The 23,412-nt window shown below is 60.4% G+C and carries 25 protein-coding genes and 1 pseudogene; 12 read left to right on the top strand and 14 right to left on the bottom strand.

The window, feature by feature from the left end; genetic code table 11:
- The 4 genes and pseudogenes from KGB20_RS15425 to KGB20_RS15410 form a co-directional block, all read left to right on the top strand.
- Positions 1 to 179 (top strand): annotated as a pseudogene (locus tag KGB20_RS15425) (ammonium transporter); the annotation flags it as partial.
- A 104-nt stretch (positions 180 to 283) separates the two neighbouring features.
- Positions 284 to 520 (top strand): glutaredoxin family protein, encoded by a 237-nt coding sequence (locus KGB20_RS15420; RefSeq protein WP_223532766.1) that lies wholly within the window; start codon positions 284 to 286, stop codon positions 518 to 520.
- A gap of 172 nt (positions 521 to 692) precedes the next feature.
- Positions 693 to 1,010 carry a transcriptional regulator gene (locus tag KGB20_RS15415; RefSeq protein WP_102672095.1) on the top strand — a complete coding sequence of 106 codons (318 nt, stop codon included), beginning with the start codon at positions 693 to 695 and terminating at the stop codon, positions 1,008 to 1,010.
- A 126-nt stretch (positions 1,011 to 1,136) separates the two neighbouring features.
- Entirely contained in the window at positions 1,137 to 2,027 is an 891-nt protein-coding gene (locus KGB20_RS15410; RefSeq protein WP_223532764.1) for a pseudouridine synthase, read from the top strand.
- A gap of 84 nt (positions 2,028 to 2,111) precedes the next feature.
- On the opposite strand, the gene KGB20_RS15405 is transcribed toward KGB20_RS15410, so the two are convergent.
- Both KGB20_RS15405 and mobA read right to left on the bottom strand, forming a co-directional pair.
- A complete protein-coding gene (locus KGB20_RS15405) occupies positions 2,112 to 2,333 on the bottom strand; it encodes a YgdI/YgdR family lipoprotein (RefSeq protein WP_007994800.1) in 222 nt (73 codons plus the stop codon).
- 77 nt (positions 2,334 to 2,410) lie between these two features.
- On the bottom strand, positions 2,411 to 3,013 hold the full coding sequence (gene mobA, locus KGB20_RS15400) for a molybdenum cofactor guanylyltransferase MobA (protein WP_090457040.1): 603 nt from the start codon (positions 3,011 to 3,013) through the stop codon (positions 2,411 to 2,413).
- 81 nt (positions 3,014 to 3,094) lie between these two features.
- Here mobA and moaB point away from each other — a divergent pair, with 81 nt between their 5' ends.
- A complete protein-coding gene (moaB, locus tag KGB20_RS15395; protein ID WP_090457038.1) occupies positions 3,095 to 3,634 on the top strand; it encodes a molybdenum cofactor biosynthesis protein B in 540 nt (179 codons plus the stop codon).
- Positions 3,618 to 4,844 carry a gephyrin-like molybdotransferase Glp gene (glp, locus tag KGB20_RS15390; RefSeq protein WP_223532762.1) on the top strand — a complete coding sequence of 409 codons (1,227 nt, stop codon included), beginning with the start codon at positions 3,618 to 3,620 and terminating at the stop codon, positions 4,842 to 4,844. Before moaB ends, glp begins: the two co-directional genes overlap by 17 nt.
- Positions 4,845 to 4,908: 64 nt before the next feature.
- Here glp and KGB20_RS15385 read toward each other — a convergent pair whose 3' ends face one another.
- On the bottom strand, positions 4,909 to 5,223 hold the full coding sequence (locus tag KGB20_RS15385; RefSeq protein ID WP_223532760.1) for a hypothetical protein: 315 nt from the start codon (positions 5,221 to 5,223) through the stop codon (positions 4,909 to 4,911).
- Positions 5,224 to 5,431: 208 nt separating this feature from the next.
- Here KGB20_RS15385 and yegS point away from each other — a divergent pair, with 208 nt between their 5' ends.
- Positions 5,432 to 6,349, top strand: coding sequence for a lipid kinase YegS (gene yegS, locus KGB20_RS15380; RefSeq protein WP_218494472.1), 918 nt, complete (start codon positions 5,432 to 5,434; stop codon positions 6,347 to 6,349).
- On the opposite strand, the gene KGB20_RS15375 is transcribed toward yegS, so the two are convergent.
- The 3 genes from KGB20_RS15375 to KGB20_RS15365 all read right to left on the bottom strand — a co-directional run bounded on the left by KGB20_RS15375 (position 6,333) and on the right by KGB20_RS15365 (position 8,751).
- Positions 6,333 to 6,992, bottom strand: coding sequence for a response regulator transcription factor (locus KGB20_RS15375; protein WP_223532758.1), 660 nt, complete (start codon positions 6,990 to 6,992; stop codon positions 6,333 to 6,335). The two genes, yegS and KGB20_RS15375, sit on opposite strands and share 17 nt — an antisense overlap.
- Positions 6,989 to 7,882, bottom strand: a complete 894-nt coding sequence (locus tag KGB20_RS15370) for a sensor histidine kinase (RefSeq protein ID WP_223532768.1) — start codon at positions 7,880 to 7,882, stop codon at positions 6,989 to 6,991. The genes KGB20_RS15375 and KGB20_RS15370 overlap by 4 nt, the downstream gene beginning before the upstream one ends.
- Before the next feature lie 398 nt (positions 7,883 to 8,280).
- Positions 8,281 to 8,751 carry a hypothetical protein gene (locus KGB20_RS15365; protein WP_154860227.1) on the bottom strand — a complete coding sequence of 157 codons (471 nt, stop codon included), beginning with the start codon at positions 8,749 to 8,751 and terminating at the stop codon, positions 8,281 to 8,283.
- Positions 8,752 to 9,215: 464 nt separating this feature from the next.
- On the opposite strand from KGB20_RS15365, the gene KGB20_RS15360 reads away from it, so the two are divergent.
- Together KGB20_RS15360 and KGB20_RS15355 are read left to right on the top strand one after the other, a co-directional pair.
- Positions 9,216 to 10,151, top strand: coding sequence for a chemotaxis protein CheV (locus tag KGB20_RS15360; protein WP_007973464.1), 936 nt, complete (start codon positions 9,216 to 9,218; stop codon positions 10,149 to 10,151).
- A 191-nt stretch (positions 10,152 to 10,342) separates the two neighbouring features.
- Positions 10,343 to 11,149 (top strand): MOSC domain-containing protein, encoded by an 807-nt coding sequence (locus KGB20_RS15355; RefSeq protein WP_223532756.1) that lies wholly within the window; start codon positions 10,343 to 10,345, stop codon positions 11,147 to 11,149.
- Positions 11,150 to 11,220: 71 nt separating this feature from the next.
- Here the strand turns inward: KGB20_RS15355 and KGB20_RS15350 are convergent, their stop codons facing one another.
- From KGB20_RS15350 to KGB20_RS15315, 8 genes are all read right to left on the bottom strand, one after another.
- The gene (locus tag KGB20_RS15350) at positions 11,221 to 11,505 is read right to left on the bottom strand and encodes a pyrimidine/purine nucleoside phosphorylase (protein WP_007940055.1); all 285 of its coding nucleotides are present in this window, start codon (positions 11,503 to 11,505) and stop codon (positions 11,221 to 11,223) included.
- A 69-nt stretch (positions 11,506 to 11,574) separates the two neighbouring features.
- A complete protein-coding gene (locus KGB20_RS15345) occupies positions 11,575 to 12,117 on the bottom strand; it encodes an exonuclease domain-containing protein (RefSeq protein ID WP_057713849.1) in 543 nt (180 codons plus the stop codon).
- 70 nt (positions 12,118 to 12,187) lie between these two features.
- Positions 12,188 to 14,149, bottom strand: coding sequence for an acetyl/propionyl/methylcrotonyl-CoA carboxylase subunit alpha (locus KGB20_RS15340; RefSeq protein WP_223532754.1), 1,962 nt, complete (start codon positions 14,147 to 14,149; stop codon positions 12,188 to 12,190).
- Positions 14,150 to 14,259: 110 nt separating this feature from the next.
- Entirely contained in the window at positions 14,260 to 15,057 is a 798-nt protein-coding gene (locus KGB20_RS15335) for an enoyl-CoA hydratase/isomerase family protein (protein ID WP_150812311.1), read from the bottom strand.
- Positions 15,054 to 16,211, bottom strand: coding sequence for a citronellyl-CoA dehydrogenase (gene atuD, locus KGB20_RS15330; RefSeq protein ID WP_008049124.1), 1,158 nt, complete (start codon positions 16,209 to 16,211; stop codon positions 15,054 to 15,056). The genes KGB20_RS15335 and atuD overlap by 4 nt, the downstream gene beginning before the upstream one ends.
- Before the next feature lie 25 nt (positions 16,212 to 16,236).
- Positions 16,237 to 17,853 (bottom strand): geranyl-CoA carboxylase subunit beta, encoded by a 1,617-nt coding sequence (gene atuC / locus KGB20_RS15325; protein WP_223532752.1) that lies wholly within the window; start codon positions 17,851 to 17,853, stop codon positions 16,237 to 16,239.
- Between the two features lie 3 nt (positions 17,854 to 17,856).
- Positions 17,857 to 18,726, bottom strand: a complete 870-nt coding sequence (locus KGB20_RS15320) for an SDR family oxidoreductase (protein ID WP_057713854.1) — start codon at positions 18,724 to 18,726, stop codon at positions 17,857 to 17,859.
- Between the two features lie 12 nt (positions 18,727 to 18,738).
- The gene (locus tag KGB20_RS15315; protein WP_223532750.1) at positions 18,739 to 20,541 is read right to left on the bottom strand and encodes an acyclic terpene utilization AtuA family protein; all 1,803 of its coding nucleotides are present in this window, start codon (positions 20,539 to 20,541) and stop codon (positions 18,739 to 18,741) included.
- Between the two features lie 178 nt (positions 20,542 to 20,719).
- Between KGB20_RS15315 and KGB20_RS15310 the strand changes: the two genes are divergently transcribed.
- The 3 genes from KGB20_RS15310 (at position 20,720) to KGB20_RS15300 (ending at position 23,348) form a co-directional block, all read left to right on the top strand.
- Positions 20,720 to 21,343 carry a TetR/AcrR family transcriptional regulator gene (locus KGB20_RS15310; protein WP_223532748.1) on the top strand — a complete coding sequence of 208 codons (624 nt, stop codon included), beginning with the start codon at positions 20,720 to 20,722 and terminating at the stop codon, positions 21,341 to 21,343.
- Between the two features lie 97 nt (positions 21,344 to 21,440).
- Positions 21,441 to 22,259, top strand: a complete 819-nt coding sequence (locus tag KGB20_RS15305; RefSeq protein ID WP_223532747.1) for a substrate-binding periplasmic protein — start codon at positions 21,441 to 21,443, stop codon at positions 22,257 to 22,259.
- 75 nt (positions 22,260 to 22,334) lie between these two features.
- Positions 22,335 to 23,348, top strand: coding sequence for a GNAT family N-acetyltransferase (locus KGB20_RS15300; protein WP_223532745.1), 1,014 nt, complete (start codon positions 22,335 to 22,337; stop codon positions 23,346 to 23,348).
- Positions 23,349 to 23,412 lie beyond the last annotated feature (64 nt).

The following is a 23,412-nucleotide window of genomic DNA, read 5'->3' as shown; positions in this document are numbered from 1 at the left end:
GGGTCAGCCTGATCAGCCAGTTGATCGGCACTGCGCTGGGCATCACTGTGGCGCTGGCCGGCGGGTTTGCGGTGTATGGCGTGATCAAGGCGCTGAATGGATTGCGCCTGAGTCAGGAAGAGGAGTATTACGGCGCGGACCTGTCGATCCACAAGATCGGCGCCGTGAGCCAGGACTGACTCAGGTCTTTTATGGTCGGCGGCATCATGACAGGGGCCGCAATGGCTCGACGGTTTTTCGGGGCAGGCCTAGAATGATCACTTCATTTTCTGGTTGAGCGCTCATGCTTCCCGAATGTCAGCTGTTCGGCACCCTTGGATGCCATCTCTGTGAAGTAGCCGAAGCCATGTTGATGGAATTCGTCGAGCGCGGCCTGCTGGTGGAGCTGGTGGATATCGCTGACAATGAAACATGGTTCGCAGCCTACAGCCTGCGAATTCCGGTGTTGCGGCGAGTCGATACCGGTGCTGAACTGGGCTGGCCTTTCAGTGCCGATCAGGTGGTGGCGTTCCTGGGTTGAGCGGTTTTTGCGTTGGTGGCGTGTCCCGCCTGTCGAACTTTACGATTGATCCCCTTGGCTTATTCGGTGTTGATCGGATACTGTATGCGTATACAGTTATTCGAAGTGCCTGTCTTGCCGTTCCTGATTTTCAGGAGTGAGCAGGCAAGCCCGGGCGTGAGAGGGATGAATCGTGGTCAATGTCGAACAGTTGAAGAATAGCGTGAACCGGATGTCCGCGGACGTCGTGCGCGAGGCTGTCCTTGAGTTGCGCCTGGATGGTCTGGTGACCGAGGGGAAAACGCCCTTCAACAAAACGCATTTCAATACCTGTTTCGCAGAAATCGAAGCCTTGTTTCAACGCGCGGGTTATCACCGGCAACTCGATGTCGTGGGTTATCAGGGATTGTTGTACGCCCTGTATGATCCGGCCCGCTGGGAGGCGGTCGATGTACTGCGCTGGCTCAAGGAGTACACCGAAGCGGCGGCGCGCGCGCAGATCACGGCTTGAGGAATCTTAGGGGGCGTTCTCAATTAGTTTTCACGCCGCGCCGGGAAAACTAATTGAGAACGCCCCCTAGGTTCATTCCCCTTGCTGTTGGATAATGCCGCTCTGCACTGAGGTTAGAGCTTTCGTATGTCCACTTCTTCTTTTTCCGCGGCACACAGTCAGGCCAGTACGCTCTACTTGCCACCTGGCCCGTGGCAGACCGTTGTCGATTGCCTGTGCGAGCATTTCAGCGCCATCGGTCGTGAACAATGGCTGGACAGAATTGCCCGTGGCCGGGTCCTCGATGGGCAGGGCATGCCGATTGCCCTCGACCTGGCCTACAGGGAAGGTTTGCGGATTCATTATTTTCGCGAAGTGCCGGATGAAAAACCGATCCCGGTGATCGAGTCGATTCTGTACGCGGATGAGCATCTGGTGGTCGCCGACAAGCCGCATTTCCTGCCGGTGACCCCGGCTGGCGAATACGTCGAACAAACGCTGCTCCGGCGCTTGATCCGTCGCCTGGACAATCCGCACCTGGTGCCATTGCATCGCATCGACCGGCACACCGCGGGGCTGGTGCTGTTTTCCGCCAATCCGCAGACCCGTTCGGCTTATCAGTCGTTGTTTCCAACCCGGCAGATCGAAAAGCGCTACGAGGCCATCGCAAAGGCGCTGCCCGGCCTGGCTTTTCCGTTGGTGCATAAAAGCCGACTGGTCGATGGCGAACCGTTCTTCCGCATGCAGGAAGGCCCGGGGGTCAGCAATACCGAGACGGCGGTCGAAGTCAGGGAGAAACAGGGGGAGCTCTGGCGTTATGGTCTTTACCCGGTGACGGGCAAGAAACATCAGCTACGGGTACATATGGCGGTGTTGGGAGCCGCTATCTGCAACGACCCGTTTTACCCCGAGGTGCTCAAGGATGCGCAGGATGACTACGCCAATCCTTTGAAGTTGCTGGCTCAGGGGCTGAAGTTTATCGATCCGGTCACGGGCCAGGCGCGTGAGTTCGAGAGTGAAATCACCCTGCAATGGTGATCGGGAAGCGATCCTGAAGCGCTGTTCTCCAGGCATGAAAAAGCCCGCATCAAGCGGGCTTTTCTGTATCCGGCGGCCTCGGGATTACAGCTCCTTGACGGTCCGAACCTGATCTTTGTTGATGCGGGTCTGCTTGCCGTCGAGCTGTTCGAATTCGTAGAAACCGGAATCCTTGTCGAATTGCGGCGTGTCGACGGCCTGGATTTCGCGACCGTCATTCAAGGTGATCACTGTAGGCGATGCACAACCGGCGAGGGTGGCAAGGCCCAGTGCGAGCATGAAAGTGGCGAGGGTCCGTTGAGTCATGAGTTGTGTCTCCGAATAAGAATTCTGTGGTTGCTGAACTTGAGACGTGCAGCGTCCGCGCAAGTTCCTGATCAATATCAGTCTGACACAGTGTCATGACCGCTTAAAAGTTCCGGCGTGTTGAGATTTGCCAGCCGAGGGTCGTTGTCGGGGCATTGCAGCGCGGTCGCGCCGAGATTGCGCATCAACCGGCCAGGGCTGCGCTCACCCTCGTTCCAGGCATTTTCGAATGCTGCCCTGTGTAGCACGGGAATCACACACAACAACGGCTCCCAGTGGTGATCATGCCGCACCATCAGCGGCTTGTCCGGATGCAGGTTGGCGGCCTCGCGCATATTGTCGATCAGCGCCGCATCAATGCCCGGAACGTCACAGGGCATGACCAGCAGATGGGTATGGCGAGCAGCTTTCAGGCCTGCGCGAATACCGGCCAGCGGCCCGGGGAAGTCACCTTCATCATCGTGGACCAATTGGTCGGCGTAGGGGGCGTACTTCTCAGGGTTACGATTGCAGGAGATGATCAGGTCATCGGTCAGCGGGCGGGTCTTGCGATGCAGATGCACAATCAGCGGTTCGCCGTGCCAGTCCAGCAACCCTTTATCCCGCCCCCCCATACGTTGGCCGCGGCCGCCCGCCAGGAGCAGAATGGAGCAGGGTGGCAATTGTGAATTCGTGGTCATGGCAAGCCTCCATGGGGGCGGCGAAAAAACGGAGCGCTGTGATATAACACCGGGCTGTTTCTCCTACAACTGGACGAGCCTATGAAAGCCAAGGCTGATGTACCTTTCGCACCGCTGAATATTGCAGTGCTGACTGTCAGCGATACCCGCACACTGGAAACCGACACCTCAGGTCAGGTCTTTGTCGATGGCTTGACCGCTGCCGGTCATTACCTGGCCGCCCGGGTGTTGCTCAAAGATGACCTGTACAAAATTCGCGCGCAAGTCGCCAACTGGATTGCCGACGATGTCGTGCAGGTGGTGCTGATCACCGGCGGCACCGGTTTTACCGGACGTGACAGCACGCCGGAAGCCGTCGCGTGCCTGCTGGACAAACAGGTCGATGGATTTGGCGAGCTGTTCCGTCAGATCTCGGTTGCCGATATCGGTACCTCGACCGTTCAGTCCCGGGCATTGGCCGGTCTGGCCAACGGCACGCTGGTTTGCTGCTTGCCGGGCTCGACCAATGCCGTGCGCACCGCTTGGGACGGCATTTTGGCCGAGCAGCTGGATGCGCGGCATCGGCCGTGCAATTTCGTGCCTCATTTGAAACAGGCCGCGCCTTGTGAATCCCGTGGGTAAGCCTGGCAAGTCTGGCAGCCTGATGCCTGTCGAGCAGGCGTTGGCGCGCTTGCTGGAAATGGCCGAGGCCTCAAGGATTGTCGAGCGTGAACGCTTGCCGTTGGCGCAGGTACAGGGGCGTGTACTGGCGCAAGATATGGTATCGACGCTTGATCTGCCGCCCTGGCCCAACAGTGCCATGGATGGTTATGCCTTGCGCATGGTCGACTGGACGGGAGAGCCGTTGCCGGTCAGTCAGAAGGTGTTTGCCGGCCAGGCCCCCGATCCGTTGCAGCCAGGAACCTGTGCGCGCATTTTCACCGGGGCACCAGTTCCCGCCGGTGCCGATTGCGTCGAGATGCAGGAGAACGCCGAGGTTCAGGCCGATGAGCGAGTACGTTTCACTCAAGCCTTGACCCAAGGCCAGAACATCCGTCCGCAAGGCCAGGAAACCACTGTCGGCGAGCTGATTCTGCCAGCAGGTACGCAGATGGGGCCGATCGAGCAAGGATTGGCTGCCTCCCTGGGATGCGCTGAGCTGGAGGTGGTTCGAAAGGTGCGCGTGGCGGTGCTGTCTACCGGCGACGAGTTGATTGAGCCGGGGCAGGCGCTGGGGCCAGGACAGATCTACAACAGCAACCGGGTGTTGTTGTGCAGCTGGTTGCAGCGTTTGGGGTGTGAGGTCGTCGACGCGGGAATTCTGCCGGACAATCTGGAAACCACTCGCACCCGATTAGGTGAGTTGAAAGATGTCGACCTGATCCTCTCGACCGGTGGCGTATCGGTGGGGGAAGCCGATTTTCTGGGCATCGCCTTGCGCGAGGAGGGCGAACTGACGCTTTGGAAACTCGCCATCAAGCCCGGTAAACCGCTGACGTTCGGGCATTTTCGCGGTGTGCCGGTGATTGGCTTGCCGGGCAATCCCGCATCGACCCTCGTGACCTTTGCCTTGTTGACCAGGCCCTATCTCTTGCGCCGTCAGGGGGTAATGGACGTTGAGCCGCTGAAGGTGCAGGTGCCGGCAGGGTTTGACTGGCTCCAGCCAGGCAATCGGCGTGAGTATTTGCGCGGACGGCTGGAAAGCGGCAGGGCGACGATCTACAAAAACCAGAGTTCCGGTGTTCTGCGCAGCGCTGCCTGGGCTGATGGACTGGTAGAGGTCCTGGAAGGTCGCACGCTGGCTCAGGGCGATAGCGTTTTCTTCATTCCGCTGAGCGAAGTCCTGAGCTGATAGCTTCAGCGGCTTTGTCACACAAGACCCGGTTGATTGAGTCGGGTCTTGTGTGGGGGGGCACTCAATGCGCCAGAAGCAATGAAATAACCTGCTCGAAACGGCTATTGGCGATCCAGCCAAGGAGACAGAGGATCACGGCTGTTCCGCAGGCGGAATAGACAAGCCGGTGCCTGATGGATTTGACGTCATCCCGGGCTTCTTCAATGTCCCGGCGTATGCACTTGAGGTGTGTTTCCAGCTCGGTGACGCGAGGTTCCATATCAACTTCTCCCGTGGCTTTTGTGCTGTTGCGGCATTCAGCTCGATGGCCTGTATTTTTGTTATCTGCGAGCGGCAAGACCAGGATGGCCGGTGATGCGAGGTTTTGGTGTTGCATGGCACGTCCTTGTGATGTCCAGCTGGATCCTCAAAGTCTACCAATTCAGATTTTCGGTCAATTGAGCCGATTCCTAACGTTTTGTAAGAAAAGTCCTGCCGTGTGGGGGCCAAGACTTTCCGACTGGAAATAATTCGATTTCTGGCGACTTTTACCGGAGCCTTCGCGGTCAACATCTCCCAGATGCCATTCAAACCGGGAGTGAGTAATGAGCGATCGCAAGGCGCTATTGATTCTGCATGGCAAGCAAGCGCTCAACGAGGCGGTTCGCACCGCCGTCGAAAGCCAGCGTGAGCGAGGTCGGGAGCTGGCTGTTCGATTGACCTGGGAAGCCGGCGATGCGCAAAGGCTGGTGGGCGAAGCGTTGGCGGCCGGGTATCGATACATCATTGCCGGTGGTGGCGATGGCACCTTGCGCGATATTGCCGAGGCTATGGCGGAGCATTCGATAAAAGCCAGCCTGGTATTAATGCCACTAGGTACCGCCAATGATTTTGCGCGTGCGGCGGGTGTGTCCCTGGAACCCGATCAGGCGCTGGAGTTGCTTGATAGCGTGCCGACTGCCATTGATCTGGGGGAGGTTGATGGGCAGATATTCCTGAACATGGCGACCGGTGGGTTCGGCAGTCATGTCACCGCGAACACCCCGGAGGATCTGAAGAAAATCCTCGGCGGTGCGGCGTATCTGTTCACCGGCTTGTCACGCTTCAATGAGCTGCATACTGCGTACGGTGAATTGCAGGGGCCGGACTTTCACTGGCGCGGCGATCTGCTGGCACTGGGCATCGGCAATGGTCGGCAGGCCGGAGGCGGGCGGGAATTGTGCCCGCAGGCACTGGTTGATGACGGTTTGCTGGATATCAGCATCCTGCCGGCACCGCAGGAGGTGGTCAGTACTTTGAAAAACCTGCTGACCGAAGGCTTTGGCATCGACAGCATGTTTGTTCGGGCGCGCCTGCCCTGGGTCGAGATCAAGGTTTCGGAAGGGCTGTACATCAACCTTGATGGTGAACCACTGGAAGGGGACAGCCTGCGTTTCTCGGTTCGCCCGGCGGCGTTACTCGTGCATCTGCCTGAGAATTCGCCGTTGTTACGCGACAGTGAAGTGCCTAGTCATCGAGGCTGATGATTTGTTCACGCACGGCAAACAACACCAGGCCGGCCACATCGTAGATCTGCAAGCGCTTCATGATCTGCGAGCGGTGGGTTTCGACGGTCTTGACGCTCAACCCCAGGCCGTTGGCGATCTCTCGGGTGGATTTTCCGCGAACGATCAACCGCAGGATTTCCAGTTGACGTGCCGTCAGGTTGTGCGAGTCGGCAGGTTCGGGTGGGTGCTTCTGGTTTCGGGTCAGTGCCTGAGTGATCACAGTGTGGGCAATGGCCGGGCTCAGATAGCGCTCGTTGTTGCGCAAGGCTTCCAGCGCGTGCTCGAGTTCGGTCGCCGTGGTGTCCTTGAGCAGGTAGCCATGGGCTCCGGACTCCAGCGCCTGCATGATCAGGGCTGGGTCGGTGTGCATCGAGAGGATCAGGACCTTGCTCTGCGGGCGCACCCGCTTGAGTTGCTGCAAGGCTTCGAGGCCGCCGGTCTGGCGCATCGAAATATCCAGCAGGATAATGTCCGGGGACAGATGCCCAACCATTTCGAGCAGCTGCGAGCCGTCACTGGCCTCACCGATGACGGCATAGCCGGGCAGATCCATTACCAGGGCGCGCACGCCAGCCCTGATCAGCGAGTGGTCATCCACCAGTAGTAAATTACAAGTCAATGCATAACCTTATTCGAACTGGCCCGTTCGAGCGCACGGGGCGCCCAGGGAAAAAGAGCTTCGATTTGAGTGCCTTTGCCCGGCTCGCTGGTAACGGTCAGTGTGCCGCCCAGTTGATCGATCCGTTCCGACATCCCGGCCATACCGCGCTGCCCTTCACGACCAGGGTCTGTTGCGGGCGCGAAACCCTGACCATCATCGCTGATCTGCAACTTCAGGCCTTGGGGCAGGCGCTGCAGGCATACGAGCAGGTTCTTGGCCTGGGCATGTCGCAGGATGTTGGTGACCGCTTCCTGGGTAATACGGAAAGCCGCCACGGCCATTTCCTCCGGTATGCCGGTCAGGCGCTGCTGGCATTCCAGGCTCCAGTGCACCGGGGTGTTGGCCAGGGTCTTGAGCAGGTGTGCCCGCAGACTGGCTTCCAGCCCAAGGCTGGTCAACTGCCGGGGATTGAGAATGGCGGATACGTCACGAACTTTGGCCAGGGTTTCTTCCAGCGTGTCGCAGAGGACCGCGCATTGTCCCTGGAGCTCTTCGGGCATCCGGCGTTTGAGCCAGTCGCTTTGCAGTTTGGCGGCGGTCAGCAATTGACCGATGTCGTCATGCAGTTCGCGGCTCAGCCGGTGACGCTCGTTTTCCTGGACCTGCAACAGCCGGTCCGCCAGTTCCTGAGGCTGGAATTTGATCGATTTGCGCGAGAGGCAGTACTGCACGGCAACACTGGTCAGCGCCGCAACGTTGAGCACCAGCAATGACAGGGGCAACGGAATGGACAAGCCATGGACCAGCAAGCTGCCGAGGGTCGAGCAGGCGCATAGCAACAGCGTGAATGTGCGTGCATTTGCTCGGGAGGGTGGCCACGTGGCGATTGACTTGAGGCTGGCGTGCATAGCAGATGGAGCCAATGGATGTTCGCTGCGGGCTGACCGGTCATGCTGGCTGACAGGCCCCTGTTTTTTTATGTGGAGCGCCGACGAGTTCAGCTGCGAACTGCAGCGACCTGTATTCGGCTGCGATCACACTGCCATTAATTGGCGTCAACTAACAGGCGGCATAGTAGCACTTAAGATACCGTTGGTCGCGTCCGTATGTATGTCCGAAAAGTCAGGAATCCAGTCGTTTTGACGATGCTTCCATAATGGAACAAGTGGGTTGTTACCGTCGAAAAATGCCGGTTGTTTAAATGTGTCGCTTATAGCTACGAAATATTCATTTGCGACATGTGCGCACTCAAGTTACAGCGCGGTATTGATAACCAAAACACGCCATGCGGCATGGTTTGGCAAGTTCAGGCCTGTCGCTCTGAATAGGATACGAGGGTGAAGGGCCTGGAGTTGACAGGTGGTTGAAACCGGCTTTGCCCGACCTGAAAGGCAAAGGCTTCGATCAGGGTGACCTGCTCGCTGTCGTCGAGACTGAGCTGTCCGGTGGTCTGGTCGATGAGCTCGAGTTGCCAGGCAACCAGGGTCAGGCAGTCTTTCAGGGCACTCAGCGCCTCGTCGTGCAGACTCATGGTGTTCTGTGCGTGGTTCAGCAGGCCATGAATATGCAGAGAAAATTCAGACACGGCCGCCAACGCCAGGGCATCAGCCTTGTTGGCCAGCTTGAGCAGCGTGCTGAGCAAACAGTCGATGGCGTCCTTGTCATTGCTGATCAACTGCAGATGACTCAGGCATTCCTCGGTTTTAGCCAGGAGTGTTTCAGCCTCGACAAGAAACCCCGTGAGCCGCTGGGCCCACTCTTTACGATCGTTCGGCATACTTATCTCCACAACGTCATGTCAAATGAGGGGATATCGTGTGTGTCGACGAGGGCGGTCGGAACTCCGGCATTACCGAGTCGTCGGATGAACGAATTGCGGCTGGCCCGGAAGCAGGCTGGGGAACACGAGAGGGTGGTTGGCCACTGACTTGCGATCGCACACAAAAGCCTGACTCCGTTCATGCAATGAGAATGGCGTCACATTAATGGCTATCGGATATTGCGAATATCAGGTTGCGCCTGATTATTGATAGGGGAATCCCTTACGCAGGGGAACCTTTCGCACAAACAATGGTCGCGGGGTTGCAGAAGTGCAGCAGATGTAATCACCGCGCCAGTAAAGCATGATGTTAATGTGACATCAATGGCCGGGCATGGCATTTTAGAGAGGGTCAAGCTTCGGCAAAAACAGCCGATAACCTTCCTTGAGTGAATTCATCCGAACAAGACCTGGAGTCATTGATGGCCGGCATTCTCGACACGGTAGACCAACGCACGCAACTGGTGGGTGAGAATCGCCTGGAAATTCTCATGTTCCGGCTCGCCGGACGGCAATTGTTCGCGATCAACGTCTTTAAAGTACAGGAAGTCCTGCAGCTGCCAAAGTTGACGCTGATGCCGCAGCGGCATCCTTTTGTGTGCGGCGTGGTCAACCTGCGTGGCCAGACCCTGCCGGTGATCGACCTTTCCCAGGCCATTGGCATGCGCCCGTTGGTGCCGGGACCTGGCAGCACGATTATCGTCACCGAATACAACCGTTCGGTTCAGGCCTTCCTGGTCGGTGGCGTGGACCGGATCGTCAACATGAACTGGGAAGCCATCCTGCCGCCCCCGAGCAGCGCCGGTCGCCAGCACTACCTGACGGCCATCAGCAAGGTTGATGATCAACTGGTGGAAATCATCGACGTCGAAAAGGTTCTGGCCGAAATCGTCCCGTACAACGCCAAAGTCTCCCGCGACAAGCTCGAAGATCCGGTGCTGGAACGTGCCCGTGGCCGTGAGGTGCTGCTGGTGGATGACTCGAACGTGGCCCTGGCGCAATTGCGCGATACCCTGGGACAGCTGGGCGTGAAGATGCATATTGCCAGCGACGGGTTGAAGGCCTTGAACATGCTCAAGGCCTGGGCTGATACCGGCGTGGACATGACCGAAAAACTGCTGATGGTCTTCACCGATGCGGAAATGCCGGAAATGGATGGCTATCGCCTGACCACCGAGATCCGTAACGACCCACGCCTGCGTGGCTTGTACGTGGTGCTGCACACCTCGCTGTCCGGCAGCTTCAACGACTCGATGGTGAAAAAGGTCGGCTGCGACAATTTCCTCTCCAAATTCCAGCCGGACAAACTCGTCGACGTGGTGCGTCAGCGTTTGATGCTCGACGAAGTACCGGCCTGATCAGGCCATGGTCAACCTGTAGGATGTAGGAGCGAGCTCGCTCGCGATGGTCTTGAACGATAACGCGTAAACCGGAGCCCAGCGGCGTCCTTGGGTTTTTCGCGAGCGAGCGAGCTCCTGCAGGGTTTTTGCACTTTGATTCGCTGACCAAGCTCGTATAGGGTGGCATTTTTGCCCACAGGGAGCTGGTCATGTTGCGTCTGAGCGCGCTTTATCGTTATCCGTTGAAATCCGGCAAGGGCGAGGACTTGCAGCAAGTCGGCCTCGACAAGCTGGGGCTGGACGGCGATCGCCGCTGGATGCTGGTGGATGAGGCCAGCGGTCGTTTCCTGACCCAGCGTGCGGTGGCGCAGATGAGCCAGTTGTCGGCGTTGTGGAATGCCAAGGGTGGCCTGACCCTGAATGCTCCCGGCCATTCGCCGATCGACATTGCCTTGCCCGGTAGCGATGCACAACTGCGTGGCGTGACCATCTGGCGCGATACCTTGCGCGTCCCCGATGCAGGCGATGAAGCAGGGGCCTGGGTCAGCCAGTTCATCGGCAAACCGACACGCCTGGTGCAAGTGCCACTGGATCGGGCGCGGATGACGGAAGCTGGCTACGGCAAGGATGACGACCAGGTGGCGTTCGCCGATGGCTATCCGCTGTTACTGATTGGTCAGGCCTCTCTCGAGGACTTGTCGCAACGGGTCGGGCGCCCGTTGGAGATGCTGCGTTTCCGGCCGAACCTGGTGATCGAAGGCAGTGCAGCGTTCGCCGAGGACGGCTGGAAGCGTATCCGTATCGGCGAGGTCGAGTTCCGCGTGGTCAAGTCCTGTTCACGCTGCATCCTGACCACCATTGACCCGCAAACCGGGGAGCGCAGCGATGATCGCGAACCCTTGGCCACCTTGCAGAAGTATCGCTCGCAGGCAGACGGTGCAATGTTCGGCCAGAATCTGGTCAACGACGGCAACGGACGACTCGAAGTCGGCATGCCGGTGGAGATCCTCGAGTAATTTTGCGCAGAATAAAAAATGCCCGTGTCGAAAAACACGGGCATTTTTTATTGCAGTGAAGCCTGCGGGTTTTAGCCGCGGTATTCGCACAGGTAGGCGGTGTCGACGGCGACTTTCAGCTGGAACTTGCTGTTGGCCGGCACGTTGAACTGGCTGCCGGCGGCGAAGGTTTCCCAGTCGCTGCTGTCGGGCAGTTTGACGGTCAATGCGCCGCTGACCACGTGCATGATTTCACGCTGGCTGGTGCCGAATTCGTACTCGCCCGGAGCCATGACGCCGATGGTCGCTGGACCTTCTGCGGTGCCAAAGGCGATCGACTTGACGGTGCCGTCGAAGTACTCGTTGACTTTAAACATGGGCGATTCCTCGAAAAGGGCTAAAAAGGGCCGGCCAGTATGCACAAGGCCCTTGGCGTCGTCACCTGTCTAAAGCGGCAGAACCAGCGGCAGCAGGCGTGCGGTATTGCGCGCATCTTCCAGCGCCCGGTGTTGTTGGCCGTTGAACTGCAAGCCGGCCAGTTGCAACGCGCCGTTTAATCCCAACGGACGTTCCAGGCGCCTGGCCTTGGCAAAACGCTGTTTGAGGTTCATGTGCGGCACGTTGGCCAGCATGCTGGCGAGTCCCAGTTGCTGCCAATCCTGAAGCAGTTGTTTGCGATCGTAATCGCCCCAACTGGCCCAGCCCTCAAGTCGCGTGTGGTGTTGGCCGAGCCAGCGTTCGAACGCCGGCCAGACTTCGCCCAGCGGTTGCGCGGCATCGATGTTGGCTTGGGTGATGTGCGTCAGCTCGCGGCAAAACGGCGTCAGCAACGGCCGCCGCACAGGGCGGACGAAGCGCTGGAACTGGTCAAGTTCACGCCCCTTGCGGTCCACCAGAGTGGCGCCGATTTCAATGATTTCCATATCTGTTACGGGCCATCCACCCTCATCGGTGGTGGCCTCCAGATCAATGACCAGCCAATGAGGCATTGCAGGGTTCCTGGTATCCGCGTCCTGATAGCTTTGAGCGTAGCCAACCCCGGCGGTTCCGCCTAGCGCCTTATTCGACCTCCAATAGAATCTGCCGGTTTTTCACCTGATCCCCGACTTTGACTTGCAAGCGCTTGAGAACACCGTCGATGCCCGATTTCAATGGGTGCTCCATTTTCATCGCCTCCAGTACCACCAGCAGTTGGCCCTTGGTCACCTGGCTGCCTTCGTTGACCAGGACGTCGACAATCGCCCCGTCCATCGGTGCCTTGAGGGTGCCGGAGCTGACACTGGCCTGGCCGGTAACCTGCGCCTGGGTGCGATCCACGAACTGCAGACTGCCCGGTCGGGTAAACAGCCAGAGACGCCCGGCCTCCAGGCGATAAGCGTGGCGTTGGCGAACGCCTTCGATTTCCAGGATGGCCCAGCGTCCGTCGCTGTGGATGATCTTCAGTTCGAGGCTGCGCTCGGCGACCTGAATGCGCAACGGCTCGCCCGGGATCGCCTGCAACGCTACCGGCCAGTCCTGATCCTCAAGGCCGATGCGATAGTGCAGCGGCACGCTGGCGTTGTTGCGCCAACCGCCAAGCGAGGCCAGGTGAGCCTGCGCCGCAGCCTGATAGAACAGGGCGGCGGCGATGGCCAAGTGGTGCGCGCCAGGGGTTTCGGGATGCAGGCAGGCGTGATCGGTGAAGTGCTGCGCGATGAACCCGGTACTGAAATCACCGCTGGCGAACTGCGGATGTTCCAGCAGGCTGGCAAGCAGGCGTTGATTGCTTTTCAGCCCCAGCAGCACGCTGTCCTGGACCGCCCGCAGCAATTTGCGACGGGCTTCTTCGCGGGTGGCACCGTGGGCGATGAGCTTGCCGAGCATCGGGTCGTAGAAAGGGCTGATGACCTGGCCTTCGATCAGGCCGTGGTCGATCCGCACGCCGTCCTGCAATGCCGGTTCCCAGGCCACGACGCGCCCGGTTTGCGGCAGGAAACCCTGGGCCGGGTCTTCGGCATACAGGCGCACTTCCATGGCGTGGCCCGTGAGTTGCACCTGTTCCTGGCGCAAGGGTAGCGGTTGCCCTTCGGCGATGCTCAACTGCCAGGCCACCAGATCCAGCCCGGTGATCAGTTCGGTCACCGGGTGCTCCACCTGCAGTCGGGTGTTCATCTCCAGGAAGTAGAACTGCCCGCGCGCATCCAGCAGAAACTCCACGGTGCCCGCGCCGACGTACTTTACCGCTCGCCCGGCCTTGAGCGCCGCTTCGCCCATGGCCTGGCGCAGCTCGGCGGTCATCACCGGGCAGGGCGCTTCCTCGATGACTTTCTGATGCCGGCGCTGCACTGAACAATCGCGCTCGCCGAGGTAAATCAGGTTGCCATGCCGGTCACCGAACAGCTGGACCTCGACGTGACGGGGTTCGACCAGTGCCTGTTCGAGGATCAGTTCACCGCTGCCAAAACCGTTCAGGGCTTCGGAGCGCGCGGTGCGAATCTGTTCCAGCAAGTTGCTGGCGTCGTACACCAGGCGCATACCGCGTCCCCCGCCGCCGGCGCTGGCCTTGATCATCAACGGATAGCCGATGCGCTCGGCTTCACGGCCCAGGGTGGCATCGTCCTGCCCGGCGCCTTGATAGCCGTTGATGCACGGTACACCGGCTTCGATCATGGCGATTTTCGACAGGCGCTTGCTGCCCATCAGTTCAATGGCCTCGGGGCTGGGGCCGATGAAGGTGATGCCAGCGTCCCTGCACGCGAGGGCAAACCCGGCGTTTTCCGAGAGGAAACCGTAGCCCGGATGGATCGCATCCGCGCCCGTGCGCCGGGCTGCGTCGAGGATGGCCTGGATGTTCAGGTAAGACTGTTGCACCGGGGCCGGACCGATGTTGACCGCCTCGTCGGCTATCCGCACGTGCAGTGCATCGGCGTCAGCGTCGCTGAACACGGCGACCGTGCGATAGCCCTGCGCCTGGGCCGTGCGCTGGATGCGGCAGGCGATTTCACCGCGGTTGGCGATGAGGATTTTTTTGAGTCCGGGCATAGGGGCGTCTCTCAGGTTGTGCGGTGAAAGTGCTGGCCTCTTCGCGAGCAGGCTCGCTCCCACAGGGGGAATGCATTGCAAATGTGGGAGCGAGCCTGCTCGCGAAGCTTTTAAATGGCCCACCCCGGTTTGCGTTTTTGCACGAAGGCCATCGTTCCCTCGATGCCTTCGGCTCCGGTCACCGCTTCGCTGAACCATTCGGCAGCCTGATCCAGCAGGGCATCTGAGGGCTGACCCGCACTTGCCAGCAAGAGTTTCTTGGTCGCCGCATTCGCCCCCGGCGCGCAACACAACACATGGGCCAACACCTCATCGAGACGTTCGGCCAGGGCCTGCGGATCATGTTCGACAAAATGCACCAGGCCCATGCGCCGTGCCTGGTGGCCATCAAAACGCGCCGCCGTCAGGGCCAGGCGCCGGGTCTGGGTCAAGCCGATGCGTTGCACCACGAACGGTACGATCTGGGCCGGCAACAGGCCGAGGCTGGTTTCCGGCAGACCGAATTGCGCTTGGTGATCGGCCAGGGCGATATCGCTGACACAGGCCAGGCCGAGACCGCCGCCGAGCACCGCGCCCTGCAGCACGGTAATCACCACTTGCGGAGCGTGTTGCACTTCTTGCAATAGCGCGCCGAACACCCGGTTCAGATCCCGGTGCGCAGTTGGGCCTTGAGCGCGGGCGTTGGCCATGTCCTTGATGTCACCGCCGGCACAGAAGTGCCCGCCGACACCGCCGATCACCAGGGCGCGAACCCCTGGTTTATCGCGTACCGCGGCCAGCACCGAGCGCAGCTCGGCGACCATTTGCAAGCTCATCGCATTGCGGCTTTCGGGGCGGTTGAGGGTGATGTGCAACACGCCGTTGTGCAGCTCCAGCAGCAAAGTCTGGCAAACCGGCAGGCTGTTCATTTCTTTTTCCCCGGCAGAATGCCCATGAGTTTGCAGATGATTCCCAGCATGATTTCGTCGGCGCCGCCGCCGATCGACACCAGCCGTACATCGCGGTAAGCCCGGGCTACCGGGTTGTCCCACATGAAGCCCATGCCGCCCCAGTATTGCAGGCAACTGTCACTGACTTCGCGGCCCAGCCGCCCGGCCTTGAGCTTGGCCATGGAGGCCAGGCGCGTGACGTCCTGGCCTTTGATGTATTGCTCGGTGGCCTGATAGACCAGCGCCCGCAGGCATTCGATTTCGGTTTGCAGTTCCGCCAGGCGGAAGTGGATCACCTGATTGTCGATCAGCGCATTGCCGAAGGTTTTGCGCTCCTTGCAGTATTCGATGGTGCTGTCGACGCAATACTCCAGGCCCTTGATCATGTTGGCCGCGCCGAACAGGCGTTCCTCCTGGAACTGCAGCATCTGCATCATGAACCCCGCGCCTTCATGGCCGATGCGGTTGCGCTGCGGTACGCGCACGTTGTCGAAAAACACCTGGGCGGTTTCCGAGCTGCGCATGCCGAGCTTGTCCAGGTGCGAACTCAAGCTGATGCCCGGTGTGTTCATCGGCACCATGATCAGCGACTTGTTGATGTGCGGTTTGTCGTCCGAGGTGTTGGCCAGCAGGCAGATGAAGTCGGCGCTCGGCGAGTTGGTGATCCACATTTTGCTGCCGTTGATCACGTAATCGTCGCCGTCTTTGCGCGCCGTGGTTTTCAGCCCGGCGACGTCAGAGCCGGCGCCGACTTCGGAGACGCCGATGCAGCCGACCTGCTCACCGCTGATGGCCGGGCGCAGGAATTCCTCGCGCAGTTCATCGGAACCGAACCGGGCCAGCGCAGGCGTGCACATGTCGGTCTGCACGCCGATGGACATCGGAATGCCGCCGCAATGGATGGTGCCGAACTCTTCGGCGGCGACGATCGAGTAGCTGTAGTCGAGCCCCATGCCGCCGAATTTTTCCGGTTTCGAAATACCCAGCAATCCGAGGTCGCCGGCCTTGCGGAAGATCTCGTGGATGGGGAAGCGCCCGGCCTTTTCCCATTCCTCGACATGCGGGTTGATCTCGTGTTCGACGAACTGGCGAACGGTGCGGCGCAGTGCTTCGTGTTCCTGGGTGAAGATCATTTTTATTGTTCTCCTGATAGTCGGCTTAGAACCGCGCCACACCGAAACTGTTGGCTTGCAATGGCCGCACCTCGGCCTCGTGACAGATATCCAGCAAGTAACCCAGCAAGGTCCGGGTATCGCGCGGGTCGATCAAACCATCGTCCCAGAGGTTGGCGCTGCCATAGAGCGCCGTGGACTGGCTGTCGAGTTTCTGCGCGGTGACCTGTTCGAGCATGTCGAGCATCTTCGGATCGGGCACCAGGCCGTCCTTGGCCTGTTTGGCCTCGGTGACGATGCGCAGCACCTTGCCCGCTTGCGCGCCGCCCATCACGGCGGTACGGCTGTTGGGCCAGGCGAAGATGAAACGCGGGTCGAGACCGCGACCGCACATCGCATAGTTGCCCGCGCCGTATGAGCCGCCAACCACGATGGTCAGCTTCGGCACCCGGGCGTTGGCCACCGCCTGAATCATCTTCGCGCCGTGCTTGATCACGCCTTGCTGTTCCGATTCGGTGCCGACCATGAACCCGGTGGTGTTGTGGAAAAACAGTAGCGGCGTCTGGCTCTGGTCGCACAGCTGGATGAACTGGGCGGCCTTGCTCGCGCCTTTTGGCGTGATCGGGCCGTTGTTGCCGATGAAGCCACAGGCGCGGCCCTGAATTTTCAGATGACCGCACAGAGTCTGCTGATCGAATTCGCCCTTGAATTCAAGAAAGCTCGAAGCGTCGGCGAGGCGGGCGATGATTTCGCGCGCGTCGTAGGGTTTTTTCGGATCATCCGGGATCAGGCCCAGCAGTTCGTCGATGGGGTAGAGCGGCTCCTCCCAGCGACGTTCGGGTAGTGGAGGCAACTGCTCGTTCCACGGCAGCAGGCTGATAATCTCGCGTACCTGTCGCACGCCATCGGCGTCGTTTTCAGCCAGGTATTCGGCGGTGCCGGCGGTTTGTGCGTGCATCTCGGCACCGCCCAATTCTTCATCGGTGGCGACTTCGCCGGTGGCGGCTTTGAGCAGTGGCGGGCCGGCGAGAAACAGCTTGGCCTTGCCGCGCACCACCACCACGTAATCCGACAGCCCCGGCTGATAGGCGCCACCCGCCGTGGCCGAGCCGTGGACCACGGTGACCTGCGGCAACCCCATGGCCGACATCCGCGCCTGATTGGCAAAGCTGCGCGCGCCTTCGACGAAAATTTCCGCCGCGTAATTGAGGTTGGCGCCGCCGCTTTCGGCGAGGGTGATCACTGGCAGTTTGTTTTCCATGGCGATCTGTTGCAGGCGCAGGGATTTCTTCAAGCCACTGGGGGAGATGGTCCCGCCCCTGATCGCGCTGTTGTTCGCCACCACCAGCACGCGCACGCCGGACACGTAGCCGATACCGGCGATCAAGCCGCCACCGGCGGAGCTGCCATCCTTATCGTCGTGCAGCTTGTAGCCGGCCAGGCTCGCCAGTTCGAGAAACGGTGCGCCGGGGTCCAGCAGCAGGTTGAGGCGTTCCCGGGGCAGCAACTGGCCGCGTTTTTCGAACTTCGGCCTGGCTTCGGCAGCCTTGTTCAGCAGGTTCTGTTCGAGCACGCGAACTTGCTCGATGGCGCTCAGCATCGCCGCACGGTTCTGGGCGAACGACTCGCTGTGGGGGTCGAGTTGCGACTGAATCACCGGCATGGGTTATTCCTTGTCCTTCAATACGTCTGGTATGTAGGCGCGGTGGAAACCGTTGTACGACTCGCTGTTGGTCGCCTTGTGGATCGGCCAGGCGCGGCCGCCGAGGCTGGCGGCGCCGTCGATGCGCAAGGTGCTGCCGCTGACAAACGCCGCTGCCGGGCTGAGCAGGAAAACTATCGCCGCGCTGACTTCCGATTCGGTGCCGATGCGCTTGAGCGGCACGTGTTCGCGCAGGGTCGGGATCACGGCCTTGAAGGCGCCTTCGTAGGTGTCCATGCCGCTGGAGGCAATCCAGCCCGGCGCCACGGCATTGACCCGCACCCCGGCATGCCCCCATTCGTACGCGGCGGTCTTGGTCAGGTTGTCCATGCCCGAACGCGCCGCGCCGGAGTGGCCCATACCGGGCATGCCGCCCCACATGTCGGCGAGCATGTTGACGATGGCCCCGCCGTGCTTGCTCATGGACTGGTTGAACACTTCCCGGGCCATCAGGAAGCCGCCCACCAGATTGGTACGCATCACGGTTTCGAAACCCTTCTGATTGATCGAGGCCAGGGGCGAGGGGTACTGCCCGCCAGCATTGTTGACCAGGCCGTGGATCGGACCGTGCTTGCGGATAAGCTCGCTGACCAGATGCGTCACCGCTTCTTCCTCGCGGATATCACAGGTGCTCCAGTCGGCCTTGCCGCCGTCGTCGGCGATCTCCGCCGCAACGGTTTTCAGCTTGTCGGCATTGCGCCCGACCAGCAGCACATGGGCGCCGAGGGCCGCCAGTTCGTGGGCAGTACAGCGGCCGATGCCACTGCCGCCACCGGTGACGATGATGTTTTGGCCAGCAAACAAATCGGCTTTGAAAATCGAATCGTAGGCCATGGCGGCAATCCTCTAATTGAACTGGTCGGCGATGCGCTGCGGCACCGGGATCTGGATTTCCAGCAGTTGCTGGGCGAAGGCTTTGCCTTGCGGATCGATTCGCAGGCTGGCGACACCGCCGCCGCCGAGGGCGTTTTCCAGCAGGAAATTCAGGCTGTGGCTGGCAGGCAAGTACCAGCGCTCAACCCGTCCGTGGATTGGATCGAGGACGTGGCCCATCCAGTCGACGATCACTTCCGGGGTCAGGGCTTCGGCGATCCATGGCAGGAATTCGGGCTCGCGGGCCATGACGCCGATATTGCTGTGGTTGCCCTTGTCGCCAGAGCGGGCGACCGCCAGTTTGACCAGGGCTACACTGGCGTCGGCCAGGCCATCCGGTTTCGGTGGCGCGAGCAGGGCTGGCAGGTCCAGCGGGTCGAGCACATCGAGGGCGGGCAGGGCACACGGGTGGCGCTGGCCCATGAAATCAATGTCCAGCGTGCAGGCGGTTTTGTCGATCAGGAACGAGAACAGCCGGATCAGCGGATACACCGTCGGCCGGCCACCGACAATGCCGGTCAGCCCCGGCGCCATGCTGGTGGCGGCCTGGGCGATTTCCCGGGAGAACACGACCAATGCCTGCTTGTCCGGATGGCGCACCGCGAGTTTGATCACCACTTCGCGGCTGTCCTGACGCTGGCCGTGGGGGCCGTAGGTGGCCTCGCTGCCCAGCAACTCGATACTCACGTCGCTGTACGGTGCCCAGCCGCGCTGGCGGAACATTTCCGAGGTCTTGTTGATGATCGCATCGCCGACACGCCGCGCCTTGTCGACGGCATCGATGCCGGCGATCAGGCAACTGGCGGTGCAGCGAAAACCATCGGGGTACGTGGCGCTGACTTTGTATTGAGCGGTCGGCGGCAAGCCTTTGGCGCCGTGCACCTGCACCGCGTTCTTGCCTTGTTGCAGCAGTTTGACCTGAGTGAAATCGCACACCACGTCGGGCAGCAGATACGCGCGCGGGTCACCGATTTCGTACAGCATCTGTTCGCCCACCGTCAGCGGCGTGACCAGCCCGCCGGTACCTTCGGGTTTGCTGACGATGAACTGGCTGTCGGCGCTGACTTCGACGATGGGAAAACCGATGTGTTCGTAGTCGGGCACGTCGCGCCAATCGGTGAAGTTGCCGCCCGTGCACTGGGCGCCGCATTCGATGATGTGCCCGGCCAGTGCCGCCTGGGCGAGCTTGTCGTAGTCGTGCCACGACCAGCCGAACTCATGCACCAGCGCGGCGCTGACCACCGCACTGTCGACCACGCGCCCGGTGATCACGATGTCCGCCCCCAGGCGCAGGGCTTCGACGATGCCGGGTGCGCCGAGGTAGGCATTGGTCGAGACGCACATCGATGGCAGGGGCGCGCCGCTGAACATTTCATGAATGTCCAGGTTGCCCGGCTTTTTGAATTGCGGCTGCAGGTCATCACCCAGCAGCACGGCGATCTTCAGCGCCACCCCGGCCTTGTCGCAGGCCGCTTGCAGGGCGGCGGCGCAGGCTTGGGGGTTGACCCCGCCGGCATTACTGATGACCCGGATGTTTTGCTGCGCGAGTTGCCCCAGCAAGGGCGCGAGCACTTCGATGAAGTCGCCCGCATAGCCGGCCTGGGGGTCTTTCATCCGCGCGCCGGCCATGATCGACAGGGTGATTTCGGCCAGGTAATCGAAGACCAGATAGTCCAGATGCCCGTGTTCCACCAGTTGCGCGGCAGCGGTCGAGGTATCGCCCCAGAAGGCGCTGGCACAACCGATGCGAATTGTTTCAGGCGCAGTCCATTCCATAGCCACCTCCAACCGAAGTGCGTCGACATTACCAAGCAAGCGCTTGGTTTGTAAATGACTTGATTATCTTCTGCCCAAGCGCTTGCTTGGTTGCATCCATGCGCTTAAATTGCCCGCGCAACCCCGTTGTTTTCGGGGGGATCGGCGTTATTGATTGAACGACTGTAGGAGAGAACGGGTGGACGAGCAAAAAGCCCTGAGGGTGATGCGCCAATTGGTGGACGACGGCCAATTGACCGACCCGGACAGCGCCCGTGGCAAATTGCTGCAAGTGGCGGCCCACCTGTTCCGCAATAAAGGCTATGAGCGCACGACCGTGCGCGACCTGGCCGGCGCCGTGGGCATTCAGTCCGGGAGCATTTTCCATCACTTCAAGAGCAAGGACGAAATCCTGCGCGCCGTGATGGAAGAAACCATTCGCTACAACACCGCGTTGATGCGTGCGGCCATCGCCGAGGCCGGCGATGTGCGCGAGCGGGTGCTAGCGCTGATCCGCTGTGAATTGCAGTCGATCATGGGTGGCAGCGGCGAGGCCATGGCGGTGCTGGTCTACGAATGGCGCTCGCTGTCCGAAGAGGGCCAGGCCAGGGTCCTGGCGCTGCGCGATATCTATGAAGACATCTGGCTGCAAGTACTGGGCGAAGCCAAGGCCGCCGGGTTTATCCGCGGCGATGTGTTCATCACTCGGCGGTTCCTGACCGGCGCATTGTCCTGGACCACCACCTGGTTTCGCGCCGGGGGCAGCATGACCCTCGATCAGTTGGCCGATGAGGCGTTGATTCTGGTGCTGGAAGACCGGTAATAAAGTTGTGTTGGCCAACTTTAAACTGGCTAACTGGACGAAACCGCCTAGCTTGAATGCATTGGTACCGTTTTATTAGGGGAGTGGGGACGTTTTGATGGGTTCGCCAATTCGATCTGCCTCGCGGCTTTTGCTGACGATGCTTGCGGCGTCAACGATGATGCCGTCCCAGGCTGCGCAACTGGTGCGCATCGGTGCCGCGCACTTTCCGCCGTACACCGTGCGCCCGGAATCCGGGGCCGATACCGGGTTGCTGCCGCAACTGGTCGAGGCGATGAACGCATCGCAAAGCGACTACCAGTTTGTCCTGGTACCCACGTCCGTTCCCCGGCGTTTTGGTGACTTCGAGCAGGGCCGGATCGACATGGCCATCTTTGAAAATCCCGCCTGGGGTTGGGAAAAGTTCCCCCACACGGCCGTCGACATGGGGCTGGAGGACGCCGAAATTTTTGTCGCGCAACGCCTGCCCGATCGACAGCAAAGCTATTTTGCCGACCTGAGCGGCAAGCGCCTGGCGCTGTTCAGCGGCTATCACTACGAGTTCGCCAATTTCAATGCCGACCCCCTGTACCTCGCGAAAAACTACAACGCCACGCTGACCTATTCCCATGACAGCAATCTGCTGATGGTATTGCGCGGCCGGGCCGACATCGCCCTGGTCACGCGTTCGTACCTGAGCGACTACTTCCTGCGCAATGAAAAAGTCGCCGGCGAGTTGCTGGCGTCCCAACGCATCGATCAGGTCTATCACCATTACGCCATCCTGCGCCCGACGGCTCCCATCAGCGGCGAGGCATTCGCCAAGGTGCTGCAAGGCTTGCGGGACAACGGCCAGATGTTGAAGATTTTCGATCCGTACAAGATTGCGCTTGTGCCGGTCCCGCACAACGAACCGGCATCACAAGTCGCCAAATGATGGTCTTTGGCTAAATTTCCCGCCCTGGCTCACGTCACTTCGTTGAACTGTCGACGATTATCGTGAGCCCGACCCATGCCCAATCTCAATGACCTGACTGCCCTGTGTCTGCCGACAGGCAGTCGTCTTGCCGCCGATGAAACCGATTGCCGCCTGAGCCTCAGCCTGGAAGGGCAACCGTTGCTTGCCCTGCGGCTGAATCGTGGCCTCGAGTTGCTCGTGCAACTGGAGCAGCGTTTCAGTCGCCCTGAAGGACAGGCATTGTGGGCGGCCTGTTACTGGCTGTTCGCTCGCAACCCCGACTGTCAGCGCCTGATCTGGCAACTGCAAGAGGTGCCGGACGAAGCCGTGTTCAGCGGTCTGCTGATTCCGACTCCCGTCAACGGCCAGTATCACTGCGAGCGCACCTTGTTCTGGCAGTTGCCGCAGCCTTGGCTGGGGCGTTCCCTGACCGGCAGCTACCCGCAGCAAATGCTCATCACCGACGGCAAGCGTCATCCACGGCGGCCGGTCAAACCCCGCGGTGAAGTGTATCAACGCTTCGATGCGCGGCTGGGTGCCCGGGTTTCCCTGCGCACGCTGGACATCGAGCAAGACCTGGCACGCTTCAACCGCTGGCAGAACAGCCCGCGTGTCGCGAGTTTCTGGCAGGAGGAGGGCAGCCTCGAACAGCACCGCCAATACCTGAGCAAACTCGAAGCCGACCCGCACACGCTGACGCTGATCGGTTGTTTCGACGATCAGCCCTTCGCTTATTTCGAAGCCTACTGGGCCAGGGAAGATCGCATCGCGCCGTTCTACGAGGCCGGCGATTACGACCGTGGCATCCACATGCTGGTGGGCGAAGAAAATCACCGCGGTCCGCACAAGGTGGCGAGTTGGTTATCGGCACTGGTGCATTATCTGTTTCTCGATGACCCGCGCACGCAGCGCGTGGTTGCCGAGCCTCGTGCCGATAACGCGAAGATGATCGGATACATGCAAGAGCAGCGCTTTCACTGCGAGAAAGAGTTCGACTTTCCGCACAAGCGCGCGGCCCTGATGGTGTTGGGGCGGGAGCGGTTTTTTGATCGGTGCGCACTGGCCTGAGGCTTGAGGCTAAATATCTTCGGCGCTCTTGAGTGCCCCATCGCGAGCAGGCTCGCTCCTACAT

The organism is Pseudomonas sp. BF-R-30, assembly GCF_019956175.1.
GTDB lineage: Bacteria > Pseudomonadota > Gammaproteobacteria > Pseudomonadales > Pseudomonadaceae > Aquipseudomonas > Aquipseudomonas jessenii.
The sequence above is the reverse complement of the archived record's forward strand: the minus strand, read 5'-3'. Positions and strand labels throughout refer to the sequence as shown.